Origin of the sequence: Pseudomonas sp. MH9.3 (genome assembly GCF_034354675.1) — a bacterium.
Lineage (GTDB): Bacteria > Pseudomonadota > Gammaproteobacteria > Pseudomonadales > Pseudomonadaceae > Aquipseudomonas.
Window position 1 is genome coordinate 4,432,603 of record NZ_CP133785.1, and the last position, 18,018, is coordinate 4,450,620.

Below are 18,018 nucleotides of genomic sequence, written 5' to 3' on the forward strand. Positions count from 1 at the left end.
GTTTCTACCGACAGCAAAAGGTAAGCGCCTGAAGTTATTGCGTTTCCATTACATCCTTATGACGGAATCAGTCGATTCCGGTGAAAAGATGGCACTTTGATTCGGTGCATGCGCGGCATGCACACGATTGCGTCCAGCGTGCTTGGCGCGGTACAGCGCTTCGTCGGCCTGGGCGGCCATCATCAGGCTGTCGGAATCATCGCACAGCTCCACCAGCCCGGCGCTGAAGGTGCACCACAAATCCTGCGGCTTGGCCGGGTAGTGGATTTCGGCGAAGCGCTCGCGAATTTCATCCAGCACTTTGCTGGCCGATTCCAGGTCGGTGTCAGGCATCACGATGGCAAACTCTTCACCGCCGTAGCGCCCGATGTAGTCGGTCTTGCGCAGGCGCTGCTTGAGAAACAGCGCCAGGCTCTTGATCACGCGGTCGCCCATGGGGTGGCCGTGGCTGTCGTTGACCCGCTTGAAGTGGTCGATGTCGAGCATGGCAAAACTCAGCGGCTTGTTCTCGCGGCGCGCGCGGAAGCTGCAGTCTTCGAGCAATTGCAGGATATGGGTGTGGTTGTACAGCCCGGTCAGGCTGTCGCGCACCATCCTCGCCTTGAGGTTACGGGCGCGGGCGGCGCGGTTGCGCACGGTGGTGATCAGGTGGCGCGGCTTGATCGGCTTGGTGAGAAAGTCGTCGCCGCCTTCGCTCATGGCGTCCAGCTGCTTGTCCAGGTCGTCTTCGGCCGACAGGTAGATGATCGGCACGCTCACGTAGCGGTCGTTGTGGCGGATGACCTTGGCCAGTTCGGTGCCGGTGCAGGCGGGCATGTACATGTCGAGGATGATCAGGTCGGGCTGGAAATCGGCCAGCTCGGCCATGGCCTGGATCGGCTCGATCAGCGTGCGGGTGACGATGCCGGCGCTGTTGAGCAGCCGCTCGGTGTGCAGCGCCTGGGCCCGCGAGTCGTCGATGATCAACACTTTATAGGGCTCGTACTGGGCGACGCAGGTGAGCACCTCGATCTTTTCCAGCAGGCTCGACGCTTCGAGGGTGCCGGTGAGGAATTCCTGGCCGCCGGCACGCACCGCCGCCAGGCGCGTCGGGGTGTCGGTTTCATGCAGGCTGAAAAACAGCAGCGGCAGTTTCTGCTCCAGTCCCTCCTGGGCTTCGGCGGCGAGCTTGAGGCCCAGGCCTGCGCCGCAGAAGTCCACGTCCATCACCAGCGCCGATGGCAGGCGCTCGGCCATGGACGAGCGAAACGCCGCCACGCTGTCCAGGGATTGCGCGCTCAGGCCAAAGAATTCCAGCTGCTTGGCCAGGCGTTCAGCGCGGTCGTGATCGGCCAGCATCACGTAGATCGGCTTGCGCATCGGCGGCAGGAACGTCTGCTCCAGTTGGTCGCCCTGGCGCAGGCCGGTGCGCGACAGGCGCTGCATCAGGCGGTTGAGATCGGTGATCAGGTGGCTGCTCAGGCGGCCGCGATTTGCGTCCACCGCTTTCAGCGATTCACCGATATGCCGCGCCAACTGGCAGTGCTCGGGCTGTTCGAAGCGCTCGGCAAAGCGCAGCAGGCGCAGGGTGGCCTCGCTGAGTTCGCAAAAGTCAGCCTCGGACCATTCGCTGCGTTGCAGGCGCTGCCAGATCTCGAGAATTTGACGCGCCTGATGAATTACCCGCTGGGCAAAATGCTGCTTGAGGCGTTCACGGCTGGGGTCTTCTGACTCGGTCATATCCTGACTACTAGTTAGGCTGCATGCTGAGGTCGACTGATGGCGCTATGCTAGCACCTCTTTCGGTCGGATGAGTGTTGTATGTCAATAAACTGCGCGCCGCTGATATTCAGTCACGGTCCTGCTCGTCGCGTCGCGCAAAAAAAAGCGTGCATCCTTTATAGTCGACTGCCCGGCAACCGCCAGTTTGCGCAAAGCCTGCGCACTGACGGGCACGATGGGTTAGGGTTGTGGTCGGAATATTTGAACGCACGCCGCCTTTTGAAGTGCATGAACTCAAGTGATTGAAAGGATATCGCCATGCTGGACTGGAAAAACCGCGCAGGCAGTGCCAAAGGCCCCGCCCCTGAGCCCAACTCGACCCAACGCGGCTATTTGCGCAGCGTACTGATGAGCCGCGCCGTGCTCGCTGTGCTCGGCTTGTACCTATTGGTCACCGGTGCCCTGGGCTGGTATTGGAGCGAAGAGCCTGCGCTGTTTCCGGTGCAGCAGAATGCCCAGCTTGCCGCCGAGCAGGAAGGCAAGCAGATGGTGATCGGTTACACCACCGTCGAAACCCTCAAGACCGTTGTCGGCACCTTGCTGAACAAGCCAGGTGGCTACATTTCCAACGACCGCTTCCCGCCCGGCCTGTGGATGGACAACATGCCGAGCTGGGAATACGGCGTGCTGGTGCAGGTGCGTGACCTGACCCGTGCCCTGCGTAAGGATTTTGCCCGCTCCCAGTCGCAATCGGCCGAAGACGCTGACCTGGCCAAGGCCGAGCCGCGCTTCAACTTCGACAACAAGAGCTGGGTGCTGCCCTCCAGCGAGTCGGAATACCAGCAAGGCATCAACTCCCTGAGCCGCTACGAAGCGCGTCTGTCCGACCCGAACCAGCGCGGCGCGCTGTTTTATGCGCGTGCCGACAACCTCAACAACTGGCTGGGCGATGTTGCTACGCGCCTGGGCTCGCTGTCGCAACGCCTGTCGGCCAGCGTGGGCCGGGTGAAACTCAACACCGCGCTGAAAACCGAGGCGCTGGCGCCAGGTGAAGTGCCGCAGGTCGACGAAGAAGTGGTGGAAACCCCATGGATGCAGATCGATAACGTCTTCTACGAAGCGCGCGGCCAGGCCTGGGCCCTGTCCCACCTGCTGCGTGCCATCGAAGTCGATTTTGCCGACGTGCTGGCCAAGAAAAACGCCACCGTCAGCGTGCGCCAGATCATTCGTGAGCTGGAGGCCTCGCAGGAACCGGTGTGGAGTCCGATGATTCTTAACGGCAGTGGCTTCGGGGTACTGGCGAATCATTCGCTGGTGATGGCCAACTATATTTCCCGAGCAAACGCTGCAGTGATCGATTTGCGTCAGCTCCTCAATCAGGGTTGATGATGGACGCTATTCAAAAAGAGGCCGCACACCGAGCGGCCTCGGATGCTGAATTGATCTGCTGGGTGGACGAGCAGGACAACCTGCTCGGCCACCTTGTACGTTCCGACCTTCGCCAGCGCGGCCTGATCGGCCGTTGCACCTTCATCTTTCTGTTCAATGCCAAAGGCGAGCTGTGTGTGCATCGGCGCACCCTCAGCAAGGCGCTGTATCCCGGGTTCTGGGACACGGCAGCCGGCGGCATGGTGGCGGCAGGGGAGAGCTACGCCGTGTCGGCGGCCCGCGAGCTTGCAGAAGAGCTTGGGGTGAGCGGGGTCGAACTGGTCGAACATGATCACTTCTATTTCGAAGACGGCGACAGCCGCCTGTGGTGCACATCCTATTCCGCCGTATGGGACGGACCGCTGTTGCTGCAGCCCGAAGAGGTCATGGAAGCGCGCTTTCTGCCCCTGGAAGCCGTGCTCGCAGAGGCTGAGCAAAAGCCTTACTGCCCGGACGCCCAGGAGGGCTTGCGACGCTATCTGGCTTCACGTCGCTAAAGCGGCATGAATTGGCGCCATTTGGCCCTTAGCAAGCTGCGTTTTTGCCGTTACACTGCGCGCCTTTTCACCCGAACCGCCTTGGCGATTCGGTAGCGCTGCCCCTGCCTGAGTGGGGCTTCGCGGTCGATATTCGCCCTGTGCTAACGTCGATCAGTCTCCATCCTCCCAAGAGGATTGCCGGTGGCCAAAAAAGCCGCATCCTTCGCCGCCCTCGGTGGCCTGGTATTTTCCACCGACGCAGGTCGACACTGCCCGGACTGTCGCCAGCCCGTGGACGCCTGCCTCTGCAAACAAACCCTGATCCCCGAAGGTGACGGCATTGCCCGCGTGCGCCGCGAAAGCAAAGGCCGTGGCGGCAAGACGGTGACCACCATCACCGGCGTGCCCCTGGCCGAAGACGCGCTCAAGGAGCTGGCCACCACGCTGAAAAAGCGTTGTGGCACCGGCGGCGCATTGAAGGACGGGGTCATCGAGATCCAGGGCGATCACGTCGAACTGCTGTTGGCCGAGCTGATCAAGCTCGGTTACAAGGCCAGGAAGTCCGGCGGCTGAAGGCCGCTTGCCAACCTGTGTCTAAACTCTGCCCCGCAGGCGAGGTCTCACCTGCTTACAGGCAAATCGTCATTTTCATTCTTTAGACTGCGCCAGCCTCCGCTTGAGGTGGCGCTTTCGCCTTCATTTATAGGGGACTTCGATGTCCGTACGACGCACACGCAAAGACGATGGCAGCCAATGGACCGTTGCGGACAGCCGCAGCGTTTACGGGATTCGCCATTGGGGGGCCGGGTATTTCGCGATCAATGAAGCCGGTCGCGTCGAAGTCCGTCCGAACGGCCCGAACAGCACCCCCGTCGACCTCTACGAGCAGGTCGACCAACTGCGCAAAAGCGGCCTGTCGCTGCCGTTGCTGGTGCGCTTCCCCGATATTCTGCAAGACCGCGTGCGCCAGCTCACCGGTGCCTTCGATGCGAACATCGAGCGCCTGGAATACCAGAGCAAATACACCGCGCTGTACCCGATCAAGGTGAACCAGCAGGAAGCGGTGATCGAAAACATCATCGCCACCCAGAATGTGTCCATCGGCCTGGAAGCCGGTTCCAAGCCGGAGCTGCTGGCCGTGCTGGCCCTGGCGCCAAAAGGCGGCACCATCGTCTGCAACGGCTACAAGGACCGCGAGTTCATCCGCCTGGCGCTGATGGGCCAGAAGCTCGGTCACAACGTGTTTATCGTGATCGAGAAAGAATCCGAAGTTGAGCTGGTGATCGAAGAGGCCGCGTCGCTGAAGGTCAAGCCACAGGTGGGCCTGCGCGTGCGCCTGTCGTCCCTGGCGTCGAGCAAGTGGGCGGACACCGGTGGCGAGAAGTCCAAGTTCGGTCTGTCGGCGGCGCAATTGCTGTCGGTGGTCGAGCGCTTCCGCGCGGCCGGCCTGGACCAGGGCATCCGCCTGCTGCACTTTCACATGGGCTCGCAGATCGCCAACCTGGCCGACTACCAGCACGGGTTCAAGGAAGCCATTCGTTACTACGGTGAACTGCGCAACCTCGGCCTGCCGGTGGACCACATCGACGTTGGCGGTGGCCTGGGCGTGGACTACGACGGTACCCACTCGCGCAACGCCAGCTCCATCAACTACGACATGGATGACTACGCCGGCGTGGTGGTGGGCATGCTCAAGGAGTTCTGCGACGCGCAGAGCCTGCCGCACCCGAACATCTTCTCCGAAAGCGGCCGCTCGCTGACCGCCCACCACGCCATGCTAGTGGTGCAGGTCACCGACGTCGAGAAACACAACGACGAAATCCCGACCATCGAAAACAAGGAAAGCCTGCCGGAAACCGTGCAATGGCTGGTGGACCTGCTGGGGCCGACCGACATCGAGATGGTCACCGAGACCTACTGGCGCGCCACCCACTACATGAGCGACGTGGCCACCCAGTACGCCGACGGCAAACTGACCCTGGCCGAAAAAGCCCTGGCCGAACAATGCTACTTCGCCGTGTGCCGCCGCCTGCACAACTCGCTCAAGGCGCGTCAGCGTTCCCACCGCCAGGTGCTGGACGAACTCAACGACAAGCTGGCCGACAAGTACATCTGCAACTTCTCGGTCTTCCAGAGCCTGCCGGACACCTGGGCCATCGGCCAGGTGCTGCCGATCCTGCCGTTGCACCGCCTCGACGAAGAGCCGCTGCGCCGCGCGGTGCTGCAGGACCTGACCTGCGACTCCGACGGCAAGATCAAGCAGTACGTCGACGAACAGAGCATCGAGACCAGCCTGCCGGTGCACGCCCTCAACGAAGGCGAAGACTACCTGCTGGGTATCTTCCTGGTGGGCGCATACCAAGAAATTCTTGGCGACATGCACAACCTGTTCGGTGACACCGACTCGGTGAACATCTACCAGCGCGAAGACGGTTCGGTGTACAGCGCCGGCATCGAGACCCACGACACCATCGAAGACATGCTGCGTTATGTGCATTTGTCGCCTGAGGAGTTGATGACCCACTACCGCGACAAGTGCGCGAGCGCGAAGATCTCCGCGTCGGAACGCACGCAGTTCCTGGACGCGTTGCGTTTGGGCCTGACGCGCTCTTCGTACCTGTCCTCGTAACCCATGCGGGAGGGGGCTTGCTCCCGATTGCCGTTTGTCAGTTGATGCATGTGTTGACTGACACACTGCCATCGGGAGCAAGCCCCCTCTCACATTTGAAGCACTGCTGATCCTGAAATTTTGTGGGGGCTGAGCAATGTCGCGCAAATGGCTGCAAATGTTCACCCTGGCGATGGCTGCCTTCATGGCCGCCTGCTCGCCCATCAAAGTGCTCAACGCACTCACGCCCTCCAGCACCTTCACCAAAACACCCGCAATCGCCTATGGCAGCGACCCCCGGCAGAAGCTCGATGTCTACCGGCCACTCCCGGCCGTCTCGAATGCCCCCGTGGTGGTGTTTTTCTACGGTGGCAGCTGGAACAGTGGCTCCAGAGAAGATTACGGTTTTGTCGGCGAAGCCCTGGCTTCGCGCGGCATTGTGGTGGTGATTGCCGATTACCGGCTTTACCCGCAGGTGCGTTACCCCGCGTTTCTTCAGGACGGCGCCAAGGCAGTGGCCTGGGCCGTTCAGCACAGCGCGGACTACGGCGCCGACCCTAGGCGCCTCTACGTGATGGGCCACAGCTCCGGCGCCTACAACGCTTCGATGCTGGCGCTGGATGCACGCTGGCTGAAAGAGGTGGGCCTGGCACCGTCGGTATTCAAAGGCTGGATTGGCCTGGCCGGGCCTTATGACTTTCTGCCGATTGAAAATCCGGACGTGAAACCGGTGTTTTTCTTCCCTGATTCACCGCCGGATTCGCAGCCGATCAACCATGTCAGCGCTGCGGCGCCGCCCAGCCTGTTGATTGCTTCCAACGATGACAACCTGGTCAATCCCACGCGCAATACCGGTGGGCTGGCTGAACGACTGGCGGCGGCAGGCGTGCCGGTGCAGACGTTCTACTTCGGTCGCACCAACCACCAGACGCTGGTGGCGGCCCTGTCCAAACCCCTGCGTTGGCTGGCGCCGGTGCTGGAGCGCGTCACGGCATTCATCCAAGCCAGCGACCCTGTCGATTCAAGCGCCAGGCAATTGCCCACAAGGTAAGGCTGCGCACGGCCATGAACAGCAGGAAGCTGATCCACAGGCCGTGGTTGCCGTAACCCTGCAACAGCCAGGCGATGGGCAGCAGGATCAACACCGTCAGCAGCATGCCGTTGCGCATCTCCCGCGCGCGGGTGGCGCCGATAAACAGCCCGTCGAGTACGTAACTCCACACCGCAATCAGCGGCAGCACGGCCAGATAGGGCAGGTAGCGGTCGGCGGTGTCGCGCACGCTGGGGATGTCGGTCTGCATGGCGATAAACAGATGGCCGGCGAAGGTGAACAGCAGGGCGAACCCGACGCTGGCGATCAGTGACCAGCCGCAGGCGACGATCAGTGAGCGGCGCAGGGCCTGGCGGTCGTGAGCGCCGATGGCGTGACCGCACAGGGCTTCCACCGCGTGGGCCAGGCCGTCCAGCGCGTGGGCAGTCAGCAACAGGCCATTGAGCAGCAGCGCATTGGCTGCCACCGTGGCATCGCCCAAGCGCGCGCCTTGCACGGTGATCATGAAAAACACCGACTGCAAGGCCAGGCTGCGGATAAAAATATCGCGGTTGACCGCCAGCAGCGGCCGCCAGTTCTGCCACACCTTGAGCGCGGCCCAGGCGATCTGTCCGGGGTAGGCGCGCAGGGCTTTTTGCGTCAGGGCCAGGCCCAGCAGGGCGCCGGTCCATTCGGCGATCACCGACGCGCGGGCGGAGCCGACCACGCCCCAATCCAGGCCGAGCACGAACCACAGGTTGAGTGCGATGTTCACCAGGTTGGTGGTCAGCAGAATCGCCAGCGGTGCACGGGCGTTCTGCGTGCCGAGAAACCAGCCGACCAGGGCGTAGCTGGCCAGCGCGGCAGGCAGGCCGAACAGGCGGGTGTGGAAAAACTCGCGGGTGAGCTGGCCCAGTTCGGGCGAGGGCTGCATCCATTCCAGCGCCAGATGGCTCAGGGGTATGCCCACGGTGCCGAGCAGCATCGCCAGGCCCAGCGCCAGCAGCAGACCCTGCAGCAGAATTTGCCGCAACGCCGCGCCGTCATTGCGCCCGGCAGCCTGGGCGGCAAAGCCGGTGGAGCCCATGCGCAGAAAGCCCATGGCCCAGGCGAGGAAGGTATACAGCGTGGCCCCGACCGCGACGGCGCCCAACTGATGGGCGTGAGGCAAGTGGCCGATGACCATGCTGTCCACCAGCGCCACCAGCGGCACGGAAATATTCGAAAGAATCATCGGCGCCGCCAGCGCCCAGACACGGCGATGAGTGGGGCGGTCGCGCCAGTCGTTCAGTAAGGTCGGCATGGGGACTCCTTCGGGGAGCGGCATTGTAACCTCGTATTAACCACACCAAGGAACCAATGTGGGAGGCAGTGTCGCGCAGCAAACAGAGTCTCTGTGGCAAGCCCTAATGCCGTTCAGTTAAGGAAAATGTGTGGGCTTATTGTGGCGAGCGGGCTTGCCCCGCGTTGGGGTGCGAAGCGCCCCCAATCGAGCAAAACGCGGTGTACCTGATACGGCTCAGCGCCTGGCTTTGGGGCTGCTGCGCAGCCCAGCGCAGGACAAGCCTGCTCGCCACAGGGAATCTGCGCTTAACTGAACGGCATTATGGCAAGCCCGCTCGCCACAGGAGTGGGGTTGCCTGACGTTTCAGGTTTTAAAATCAACCCGTTATTTTGTGTTTGATAAAGGGTCTCTCCACCTTTTGATCTCCAGCGGCAGTCTCGCTACGGCTGATATATAGTTCACACCCGGTTCCCTCTCACTACGAGTGCCCCATGCTTAACAAAGGATTGTTCCTGGCCTGTGCGCTGGCCCTGCTGAGCGCCTGCGATTCCTCCGATAAACCGGCTGCACCGTCTGCGCCCAGCGCGGCGGCGGTGCCCAAGTCGGCCAAGGCGGCGCCGGATGTGGCGGCGTTGAAGCAACGCTACGCCGGGCGCGAGTTGAGCGTGGTGGACGTGTCCGAAGTACAGCTGGACGGGGCCAGTACCTTGTCGGTGAGCTTTTCCATCCCGTTGGATCCGGACCAGAAATTCGCCGACAAGCTGCATCTGGTCGACAGCAAGTCCGGCAAGGTCGATGGCGCCTGGGAGCTGTCCGACAACCTCATGGAACTGCGCCTGCGTCATCTTGAGCCGCAGCGCAAACTGGTGCTCACCGTCGACCCCGGTGTGAAGGCGGTGAACAACAATCTGCTGCCCGCCGAATACAGCGCGCGCCTGGAAACCCGTGACCTGCAGGCCACTGTCGGCTTCGCCAGCCGCGGCACCCTGTTGCCCACGCGTCTGGCCGAAGGTTTGCCGGTGATCGCGCTGAATGTCGACAAGATCGATGTGGAGTTCTTCCGCATCAAGCCCGAATCCCTGCCCACGTTCCTCGCGCAATGGGGGCGCAACACCAGCCTGCAAAGCTATGAATCCCAGGAGCTGCTGCCCCTGGCCGACCTGGTCTACGGCGGCCGCTTCGACCTGAATCCGGCGCGCAACACCCGTGAAACCCTGTTGTTGCCGATCGCCGGGCTCAAGCAATTGCAGCAGCCAGGCGTGTACCTGGCGGTGATGCGCGCGTCGGGCACCTACAACTATTCGCAACCGGCCACGCTGTTCACCTTGAGTGATATCGGCCTGTCGGTGCACCGCTACGCCAATCGTCTGGATGTGTTCACCCAGGCACTGGAAGGCGGCAAGGCGCTGGAGGGCGTCGAGCTTGAAGTGCTGGACGCCGAGGGCCGCGTATTGGGCCAGGGCAAGACCGAACAGGGCGGCCACGCCGAGTTGCCGCTGCCGAAAAAGGCCCAGGTGCTGCTGGCCAAACAGGGCGAGCAAACCAGCCTGTTGCGTCTGGACAGTGCGGCGTTGGACCTGGCCGAATTCGATATCGGCGGGCAACCGTCACACCCGTTGCAGTTTTTTGTGTTTGGCCCGCGCGACCTGTATCGCCCCGGCGAAACCGTGCTGCTCAATGCCCTGCTGCGCGACAAGGACGGCAACGCCGTCAAGCCGCAGCCGGTGAGCGTCGAGGTGCGCCGCCCGGACGAACAGGTGAGCCGCAAATTCCTGTGGGAGGCCGATGCCTCTGGCCTCTATCAATACCCCTTGCAACTGGCCGGCGAAGCGCCGACCGGGCGCTGGCAACTGGTGTTCGACCTGGGCGACGGCAAACCGCAGTTGTATGAATTTCTCGTCGAGGATTTCCTGCCCGAGCGGTTGGCGCTGGAACTCAAGGGCAGCGACACCGCGCTGAGCCCGGCGGACAACCCGGTCATTCAGGTGAATGGGCGCTACCTGTACGGCGCCCCGGCGTCGGGCAATCGGGTCAGCGGCCAGGTCTACGTGCGCCCGTTGCGCGAAGCGGTCAAGTCGCTGCCGGGTTACCAGTTCGGCTCGGTCACCGAAGAAGAGCTGAGCCAGGATTTCGAGCTGGACGAAAGCGTGCTCGACGCCAAGGGCCAGCAGGCGTTGACCCTGGAAAGCAAATGGGCCGAGGCCAAATCACCGCTGCAGCTGATCGTGCAGGCCAGCCTGCAGGAGTCCGGCGGACGCCCGATCACCCGGCGTCTGGTGCAGCCGATCTGGCCGGCCGAGCAACTGCCGGGCCTGCGCGGGCTGTTTGACGGCAAGGAAACCAATGGTGACGGCCCGGCGGAATTCGAAGTGCTGGTGGCCAACCAGGCGGGGCAGAAACTCGCCGCGCAGAACCTCAAGGTGCGCCTGGTGCGCGAGCGTCGTGACTACTACTGGAACTACTCCGACAACGACGGCTGGAGCTATCACTTCAACGAAAAATTCCTCAACCTCGACGAACAGACCCTCAATATCAAGGCCGGCGATACCGCCAGGGTCAGCTTCCAGGTGGAGTGGGGCCCTTACCGCGTCGAGGTTGAAGACCCGCAGACCGGGCTGGTCAGCAGCCTGCGGTTCTGGGCCGGCTACCAGGCCCAGGACAACACCGAAGGCGGCGCCGTGCGGCCGGATCAGGTCAAGCTGGCGCTGGATAAGCCCGCCTATGGCGACGGCGACACCGCCAACGTCACGGTGACGCCGCCGGCGGCCGGTAAGGGCTACCTGCTGGTGGAATCCGCCGAAGGGCCGTTGTGGTGGCAGGCAATCGACGTGCCGGCCGAAGGCAAAAGCTTCGCCGTTAAACTCGACCCGACATGGGCGCGGCATGACCTGTACGTCAGCGCCCTGGTGGTTCGTCCCGGCGAGCGCAAGGCCAATATCACCCCCAAGCGCGCCGTGGGCCTGCTGCACCTGCCGCTGGATCGCACCCAGCGCAAACTCGGCCTGACCCTCACCGCGCCGGAAAAAATGCGCCCCAAACAACCGCTGACGGTGAAGATCGCCGCCAAAAATGCCGACGGCAGCGTACCCAGGCAGGTGCATGTGCTGCTGGCGGCGGTGGACGTGGGCATCCTCAATATCACCGAATACCCGACGCCCGACCCGTACTCCAGCCTGTTCGGCCGCAAGGCCTACGGGGTCGATCAGTTCGACATCTACGGCCAGTTGATCGAAGCCGGGCAGGGCCGTCTGGCCAGCCTGGCGTTCGGTGGCGACGCCGCGCTGGCCAAGGGCGGCAAGCGCCCGGACACCAGCGTGACCATCGTCGCCCTGCAAAGCGCGCCGGTCACCTTGAACGAGCAGGGTGAGGGCGAAGTCAGCGTCAATATCCCCGACTTCAACGGCGAACTGCGCCTGATGGCCCAGGCCTGGAGCGATGACCGCTACGGCATGGCCGAGGGCAAGACGGTGATCGCCGCACCGCTGATCGCTGAACTGTCGGCGCCGCGCTTTCTGGCCGGTGGCGACCAGACCAGCCTGGCGCTGGACCTGTCCAACCTGTCAGGCAAGGCGCAGAAGCTGGAAGTGCAGTTGAGCGCCGAAGGGCAACTGGAGCTGGTCAATGGCGGTGCGCAAACCGTCGAGTTGAAACAGGGCCAGCGCACCACGTTGCGCATTCCGGTGAAAGCCTGGGGCGGCCTGGGGCAGGGCAAGGTCAAGGTGAGCGTCAATGGCCTGGACTTGCCGGGCGAAAACCTGCCGCCGTTCAGCCGCGAATGGACCCTGGGCGTGCGCCCGGCCTACCCGGCGTTGCTCAAACACTACCGCGCGGTGCTCAAGGACCAGCCGTGGAGCTTGCCGGCGGGTGCGCTGGATCAGTTCGATGCCTCCGGGCGTGAGGCGCTGTTGAGCCTGTCGAGCCGGCCGCCGTTGAACCTGGGCGCGCAAATCGCGGCGCTCAAGGCGTATCCCTACGGTTGCCTGGAGCAAACCGCCAGCGGCTTGTATCCCTCGCTGTATGCCGATGAGGCGTTGCTCAAACGCCTGAGCATCAAGGGCGAACCGGACGCCGAGCGCAAGCGCAAGATCGAGCTGGGCATCGAGCGTCTGCTGGGCATGCAGCGCTATAACGGCAGCTTTGGCCTGTGGGGCGCCGATGGCGAGGAGGAATACTGGCTGACCGCCTACGTCACCGATTTCCTGCTGCGCGCCCGCGACCAGGGTTTTGCCGTGCCGCCTGACGCCTTGAAAAAAGCCAGTGAGCGCCTGCTGCGCTATGTGCAGGAGCGCAACCTGATCGAGGTGGACTACAGCGACAATGCCGAACACACCCGCTTTGCCGTGCAGGCTTACGCCGGCATGGTGCTGGCGCGCAGTCAGCAGGCGCCGTTGGGCGCATTGCGCAGCATTTTCGAGCGACGCAGCGACGCGCGCTCCGGGTTGCCGCTGGTGCAATTGTCCATCGCGTTGCAGAAGATGGGTGACCAGCCGCGTGCCGATCAGGCATTGCAGGCAGGGCTCGCCGCCCAGCGCGGCGCCAAGGAATGGCTGGCCGACTACGGCAGCCCGCTGCGCGATCAGGCGATGATCCTGGCGTTGCTGGAGGAAAATGACTTGGCCAAGGGTACGCGTGAAGAGCGCCTGTTCAGCTTGTCGGACCAGTTGGCGGCCAGTCCGTACCTGTCGACCCAGGAGCGCAATTCACTGTTCCTGGCCGGGCGGCTCGGGTTTGCCCAACCCGAGGCGAACTGGCAGGTCGCCTTGACCGGCAGCGGCGGTGCGCAGGCACTGAACAACCAGCACTCGACTGTGCAACTGGATGACAAGTCGCTGTCGGGCGACCTCAGCCTGAGCAACGGGGGTGAAACGCCGGTGTATCAGCAACTGACGATTTCGGGTTATCCACAAGTGCCACCGGCGCCGGGCGGCGACAACCTGAGTATCCACCGCGAATACCTGGGCATGAACGGGCAGCCGTTGAACCTGCGTAACCTCAACAGCGGCGACCTGGTGCTGGTGCACTTGACGGTCGGTGCCAAACAGCGCGTGCCGGATGCGCTGGTGGTGGACCTGCTGCCGGCCGGCCTGGAGCTGGAAAACCAGAACCTGGCGCAAAGCGCCGCCAGCCTTGAGAACGCCAGCAGCCAGGTGAAGGAATGGCGCGAGTCGATGCAGAACGCATCGCTCAAACATCAGGAGTTCCGCGATGACCGCTATGTGGCGGCGCTGAACCTGGACGGCTACGGCGCCACGCACCTGCTGTACCTGGCGCGTGCGGTCACCCCGGGCACCTACCGTGTGCCGCCGCCGCAGGTGGAGTCGATGTACCGGCCGAACTGGCAGGCGGTGGGCGAGACCCCGGCAGACATGGTGATCAAGGGCCGCTGACGGCCCGATGTGTAAGGGGGCAAATGTGGGAGGGAGCCAGCGCTCTCCCACAGGGGATCAGTGCACCACCCAGCTGAGCAACCACAACCCCAGCATCAGCCAGATGATCCCCATGATGATCGAGGCGCGCATGAACGCACGTACCGCCGAGTACAGCAGCATCAGGCCGATGATCAGGGTGATGATGCTGATGATCGAGGTGTCCATGCCCAGGGTGCGCGACAGGCCTTCGACAAAGTTGCCGCCGGCATGGGTCAACGCCCCGAACAGGCCGCTGAGGCCGTCGACGATAAACCGGATCACCGAACCCAGTGCCTGGCCCAACCATTCGAAGAAGCTTTCTACCTGCATGTGTGTGTCCTGATGAGAAGGTGGGCGTGTGTGTGCCTTTGGTTGCCGATAACGCGGGCTAGTTCCCTGCAAGCATAGAGGTTTGGCGGTTTGAGTTTTCGATTAATCATGCAATTCAACGTGGGAGGGGGCTTGCTCCCGATAGCGGTGTGTCAGCGGTGAATAAGTTGGCTGGAAGGACGCCATCGGGAGCAAGCCCCTCCCACAGGTGCTGCGCTGGGCCTTTGCGATTGTGTTGTTGGTGATAGCGCTGCTATGGCTGGCCGACCGCCTCTGGCCCTTGCCGCTGCCCCACGACGACCTCGCCCGTGTGGTGCTGGCCGAGGATGGCACGCCCTTGTGGCGCTTTGCCGATGCCAACGGGGTATGGCGTTACCCCGTGCAAACCGGTGAAGTCTCGCCGTATTACCTCGATGCACTGCTCACCTACGAAGACCGCTGGTTCTACGAGCACCCCGGCGTAAACCCGCTGGCACTGGTGCGCGCAACCTGGCAGAACCTTACCGGCGCACGGGTGGTGTCGGGCGGCAGCACCCTGTCGATGCAGGTGGCGCGCCTGCTCGACCCGCATTCGCGCACCTGGCACGGCAAGTTGCGTCAGCTGTGGCGCACCGCGCAGCTGGAATGGCACCTGTCCAAGGAGCAGATTCTTAACCTCTATCTCAACCGCGCGCCGTTCGGCGGTACCTTGCAGGGCGTGGCGGCGGCCAGTTGGGCGTACCTGGGCAAGTCTCCGGCGCAGCTCACCCGTGCCGAAGCCGCTTTGCTCGCGGTATTGCCCCAGGCGCCCAGCCGCCTGCGCCCGGACCGCCACCCACAGCGTGCCCAGCAGGCCCGGGACAAAGTGCTGCGCCGCCTCGCCGAGTTCCAGGTGTGGCCGCAGGCGGCGGTCGATGAGGCCCTGGAAGAACCGCTGCTGCTGGCGCCGCGCCTGGAACCGAGCCTGGCGCCGTTGCTCGCGCGTCGCCTTAACCGCCCGGACAGCCCGCCGCTGATCCGCACCACGCTGGATGCCACCCTGCAGCGACGTCTCGAAGACCTGTTGCTGGGCTGGCGCGCGCGCCTGCCCGAGCACACCTCGGCCGCGATTCTGGTGGTGGAGGAAGAAACCATGGCCGTGCGCGCTTACCTGGGCTCGGTGGACATCAACGACGCCAGGCGCTTCGGCCATGTGGACATGATCAGCGCCCTGCGCTCGCCCGGCTCGACCTTGAAACCGTTTTTGTACGGCATGGCCCTGGACGAGGGGCTGATTCATTCCGAATCGCTGTTGCAGGACGTGCCCCGGCGCTATGGCGATTATCGACCGGGCAATTTTTCCATGGGCTTTACCGGCGCGGTGCCGGCCAGTACCGCGCTGTCCAGTTCGTTGAATCTGCCGGCGGTGCAGTTGCTGGAAGCCTACGGGCCCAAGCGGTTTGCCGCGCAGATGCGCATCGGCGGCGTGCCCCTGGCATTGCCTGCGCTGGCCGAGCCAAACCTGGCGCTGATCCTCGGCGGCGCGGGCAGTCGCCTTGAGGATTTAGTGAGTGGCTACAGTGCGTTTGCCCGCGACGGCAAAAGCGCGACCCTCCGTTTGCAGCCGGACGACGTCTTGCGCGAGCGTCCGTTGCTGTCGCCGGGGGCCGCCTGGATTGTGCGCCGCATCCTCAGCGGCCAGGCGCGGCCCGACCGTGACCCGCGTGCCGAGCTGGTGCAACGCCCGACGCTGGCCTGGAAGACCGGCACCAGCTATGGCTTTCGCGATGCCTGGGCGATTGGCGTGGGGCCGCGCTATCTGATCGGCGTGTGGATCGGCCGGCCGGACGGCACGCCGGTGCCGGGGCAGTTCGGCCTGGCGTCGGCGGCGCCGTTGATGTTGCAGGTGCATGATGTGCTGGCCAACCGCGACAGCCAGCGCGGCATCAGTGCGCCGGTCAAACCGGTGCCGGCCAATGTCGGGGTCGCGGCGATCTGCTGGCCGCTGGGCCAGCCCATGAGCCGCAGCGACCCCAATTGTCGGCGCCAGCGCTTTGCCTGGACGCTGGACAACACCACGCCGCCGACCCTGCAGGCGCTGGACCAGCCGCTGAGCGTGGGCCTCAAGGAAACCGTGTGGGTCAACGCCAAGGGCTTGCGCGTCGACGCCCATTGCCCCGGCGCGGTTGCCCGGGACATTGCCCTGTGGCCCGCGCCGCTGGAACCGTGGCTGCCGAAGGTGGAGCGCCGTGAAGCGCGGATTCCGGCGGCGGACCCGGATTGCCCGCCGCCGGCACTGGCGGCGGCGTCGCCGTTGTCGATTGTCGGCGTGCGCGAAGGTGACCAGCTGCGCCTGCCGGCCGCCAGCCAGCAGGCGCTGCGCCTGAAGCTATCGGCGCTGGGGGGCAGTGGTCGGCGCTGGTGGTTCCTCAACGGTGCGCCGCTGGGGGACAGTGCCAATCAGGACAGCATCAATGCCAGCTTTGATCGGCTCGGGCGTTATCAGCTCAGTGTGCTGGATGAGGCCGGGCAGACGGCCAGGATTGAGTTCAGCGTTGTTGATTAAGGCCTCATCGGGAGCAAGCCCCTCCCACATTGTGTGGTGTGAATACCTTCAACTGTGGGAGGGGGCTTGCTCCCGATAGTGTCCTGAAGGCCAGCGCAGGCTATTCACTTGCCTTCAAGCCCCATCCCCCTGAAGCTATACCCCTTCAGGAGCCCAGCATGAACCTCGAACACCTCACCGAACGCCTGCACCGCATCCGCGATACCAACGACTGGAAGCAGTTCCACAGCCCGAAAAACCTGGCCATGGCTGCCAGTGTGGAAATGGCCGAGCTGGTGGAAATCTTCCAATGGCTCAGCGAAGACCAGTCGCGCCAGCTACCGCCGGAAAAGCTCGCCCATGCCGGGCAGGAAGTCGGCGATATCGTGTTGTACCTGCTGCTGCTGTGCAGCGAACTGGGCCTGGACATGGACGCGGTGGTGCGCGCCAAGCTGGCCGACAGCGAACGGCGGTTTGCCCATGAGTGACCGCCACTTCGACCAGTTGGCCACGCGCTTCGCCGAGAAGATCTACGGCGGCGCCAAAGGCGCCATCCGCCTGGCGGTGCTCCAGGCAGACCTCGCCGAGGCCTTGCCGCAGCGTCCATTGCGGGTGCTGGACATCGGCGCGGGGCTGGGCCACATGTCGCTGTGGCTGGCCGAACGCGGCCACACGGTGACGCTGGCCGAACCCGCCGCGCCAATGCTCGACGGCGCGCGCCAGCGTTTCGCCGAGGCCGGGCAGAGCGCAACCTTCATTCATGCGCCCTGGCAGGATCTGCCCGGCCAGCTCACCGAGCGCTACGACCTGGTGCTGTGCCACGCCGTGTTGGAGTGGCTGGCCGAACCTCACGCGATCCTGCCGGTGCTGCACCAGTTGACCGTGCCGGGTGGCTGGCTGTCGCTGGCGTTCTACAATCGCGATGCGCTGATCTACCGCAACCTGCTCAAGGGCCACTTTCGCAAGATGCGCAACAATGACATGGCCGGTGAGAAGCAGAGCCTCACCCCCCAGCAACCCCTCGATCCACGGGAACTGGCGGCGCAACTCGCCGGCGCGTGGCAGGTCGAAAGCCAAAGCGGTGTCAGAGTGTTTCACGATTACATGCCGGTGGAATTCCAGGCCCGCGCCCAGTTGCAGGACCTGGTCGAGATGGAGCTCGCTCATCGTCGTCACCCAGCCTTTGCCGGACTTGGGCGCTATTTGCACTGGATGTGCCGTCCGGTTTAAGCACGCCAGTGTGCGG

Annotated in this window: 12 protein-coding genes; 9 read left to right on the forward strand and 3 right to left on the reverse strand. The window is 63.8% G+C overall.

The genetic code is table 11. The features are described 5' to 3' along the window. Window positions 1–48 precede the first annotated feature (48 nt). Complete coding sequence (locus RHM60_RS19590; protein ID WP_322212540.1) at window positions 49–1,719, reverse strand: PleD family two-component system response regulator; 1,671 nt, start codon at window positions 1,717–1,719, stop codon at window positions 49–51. A 300-nt stretch (window positions 1,720–2,019) separates the two neighbouring features. Here RHM60_RS19590 and RHM60_RS19595 point away from each other — a divergent pair, with 300 nt between their 5' ends. The 5 genes from RHM60_RS19595 (at window position 2,020) to RHM60_RS19615 (ending at window position 7,267) form a co-directional block, all read left to right on the forward strand. Further along, entirely contained in the window at window positions 2,020–3,087 is a 1,068-nt protein-coding gene (locus RHM60_RS19595; protein ID WP_322212541.1) for a DUF2333 family protein, read from the forward strand. Between the two features lie 2 nt (window positions 3,088–3,089). Further along, complete coding sequence (locus RHM60_RS19600) at window positions 3,090–3,626, forward strand: NUDIX hydrolase (protein ID WP_231422435.1); 537 nt, start codon at window positions 3,090–3,092, stop codon at window positions 3,624–3,626. A gap of 183 nt (window positions 3,627–3,809) precedes the next feature. After that, a complete protein-coding gene (locus tag RHM60_RS19605) occupies window positions 3,810–4,181 on the forward strand; it encodes a translation initiation factor Sui1 (RefSeq protein ID WP_209988113.1) in 372 nt (123 codons plus the stop codon). 142 nt (window positions 4,182–4,323) lie between these two features. Continuing rightward, the gene (gene speA, locus RHM60_RS19610; protein WP_003233168.1) at window positions 4,324–6,237 is read left to right on the forward strand and encodes an arginine decarboxylase; all 1,914 of its coding nucleotides are present in this window, start codon (window positions 4,324–4,326) and stop codon (window positions 6,235–6,237) included. Between the two features lie 136 nt (window positions 6,238–6,373). Next, complete coding sequence (locus tag RHM60_RS19615; RefSeq protein WP_209988116.1) at window positions 6,374–7,267, forward strand: alpha/beta hydrolase; 894 nt, start codon at window positions 6,374–6,376, stop codon at window positions 7,265–7,267. On the opposite strand, the gene RHM60_RS19620 is transcribed toward RHM60_RS19615, so the two are convergent. Next, the gene (locus tag RHM60_RS19620; RefSeq protein ID WP_322212542.1) at window positions 7,212–8,549 is read right to left on the reverse strand and encodes an MATE family efflux transporter; all 1,338 of its coding nucleotides are present in this window, start codon (window positions 8,547–8,549) and stop codon (window positions 7,212–7,214) included. The genes RHM60_RS19615 and RHM60_RS19620 overlap by 56 nt on opposite strands. Window positions 8,550–9,022: 473 nt before the next feature. Here RHM60_RS19620 and RHM60_RS19625 point away from each other — a divergent pair, with 473 nt between their 5' ends. After that, entirely contained in the window at window positions 9,023–13,918 is a 4,896-nt protein-coding gene (locus RHM60_RS19625) for an alpha-2-macroglobulin (protein WP_322212543.1), read from the forward strand. A gap of 57 nt (window positions 13,919–13,975) precedes the next feature. Here RHM60_RS19625 and RHM60_RS19630 read toward each other — a convergent pair whose 3' ends face one another. After that, complete coding sequence (locus tag RHM60_RS19630; RefSeq protein WP_003233162.1) at window positions 13,976–14,269, reverse strand: hypothetical protein; 294 nt, start codon at window positions 14,267–14,269, stop codon at window positions 13,976–13,978. Window positions 14,270–14,501: 232 nt separating this feature from the next. Here RHM60_RS19630 and pbpC point away from each other — a divergent pair, with 232 nt between their 5' ends. The 3 genes from pbpC (at window position 14,502) to RHM60_RS19645 (ending at window position 18,002) form a co-directional block, all read left to right on the forward strand. Beyond that, complete coding sequence (pbpC, locus tag RHM60_RS19635; protein WP_322214643.1) at window positions 14,502–16,793, forward strand: peptidoglycan glycosyltransferase PbpC; 2,292 nt, start codon at window positions 14,502–14,504, stop codon at window positions 16,791–16,793. Between the two features lie 158 nt (window positions 16,794–16,951). After that, window positions 16,952–17,260 (forward strand): MazG-like family protein, encoded by a 309-nt coding sequence (locus RHM60_RS19640; protein WP_003233158.1) that lies wholly within the window; start codon window positions 16,952–16,954, stop codon window positions 17,258–17,260. After that, the gene (locus RHM60_RS19645) at window positions 17,253–18,002 is read left to right on the forward strand and encodes a methyltransferase domain-containing protein (RefSeq protein WP_209988128.1); all 750 of its coding nucleotides are present in this window, start codon (window positions 17,253–17,255) and stop codon (window positions 18,000–18,002) included. The genes RHM60_RS19640 and RHM60_RS19645 overlap by 8 nt, the downstream gene beginning before the upstream one ends. Window positions 18,003–18,018 lie beyond the last annotated feature (16 nt).

Bases quoted from the DNA above. Each gene is read 5' to 3' on its own strand.
- RHM60_RS19615 (WP_209988116.1), top strand. From the start codon at position 6,374: ATGTCGCGCAAATGGCTGCAAATGTTCACCCTGGCGATGGCTGCCTTC.
- RHM60_RS19590 (WP_322212540.1), bottom strand. From the start codon at position 1,719: ATGACCGAGTCAGAAGACCCCAGCCGTGAACGCCTCAAGCAGCATTTT.
- RHM60_RS19640 (WP_003233158.1), top strand. From the start codon at position 16,952: ATGAACCTCGAACACCTCACCGAACGCCTGCACCGCATCCGCGATACC.
- RHM60_RS19645 (WP_209988128.1), top strand. From the start codon at position 17,253: ATGAGTGACCGCCACTTCGACCAGTTGGCCACGCGCTTCGCCGAGAAG.
- RHM60_RS19630 (WP_003233162.1), bottom strand. From the start codon at position 14,269: ATGCAGGTAGAAAGCTTCTTCGAATGGTTGGGCCAGGCACTGGGTTCG.
- RHM60_RS19620 (WP_322212542.1), bottom strand. From the start codon at position 8,549: ATGCCGACCTTACTGAACGACTGGCGCGACCGCCCCACTCATCGCCGT.
- speA (WP_003233168.1), top strand. From the start codon at position 4,324: ATGTCCGTACGACGCACACGCAAAGACGATGGCAGCCAATGGACCGTT.
- RHM60_RS19595 (WP_322212541.1), top strand. From the start codon at position 2,020: ATGCTGGACTGGAAAAACCGCGCAGGCAGTGCCAAAGGCCCCGCCCCT.
- RHM60_RS19625 (WP_322212543.1), top strand. From the start codon at position 9,023: ATGCTTAACAAAGGATTGTTCCTGGCCTGTGCGCTGGCCCTGCTGAGC.
- RHM60_RS19600 (WP_231422435.1), top strand. From the start codon at position 3,090: ATGGACGCTATTCAAAAAGAGGCCGCACACCGAGCGGCCTCGGATGCT.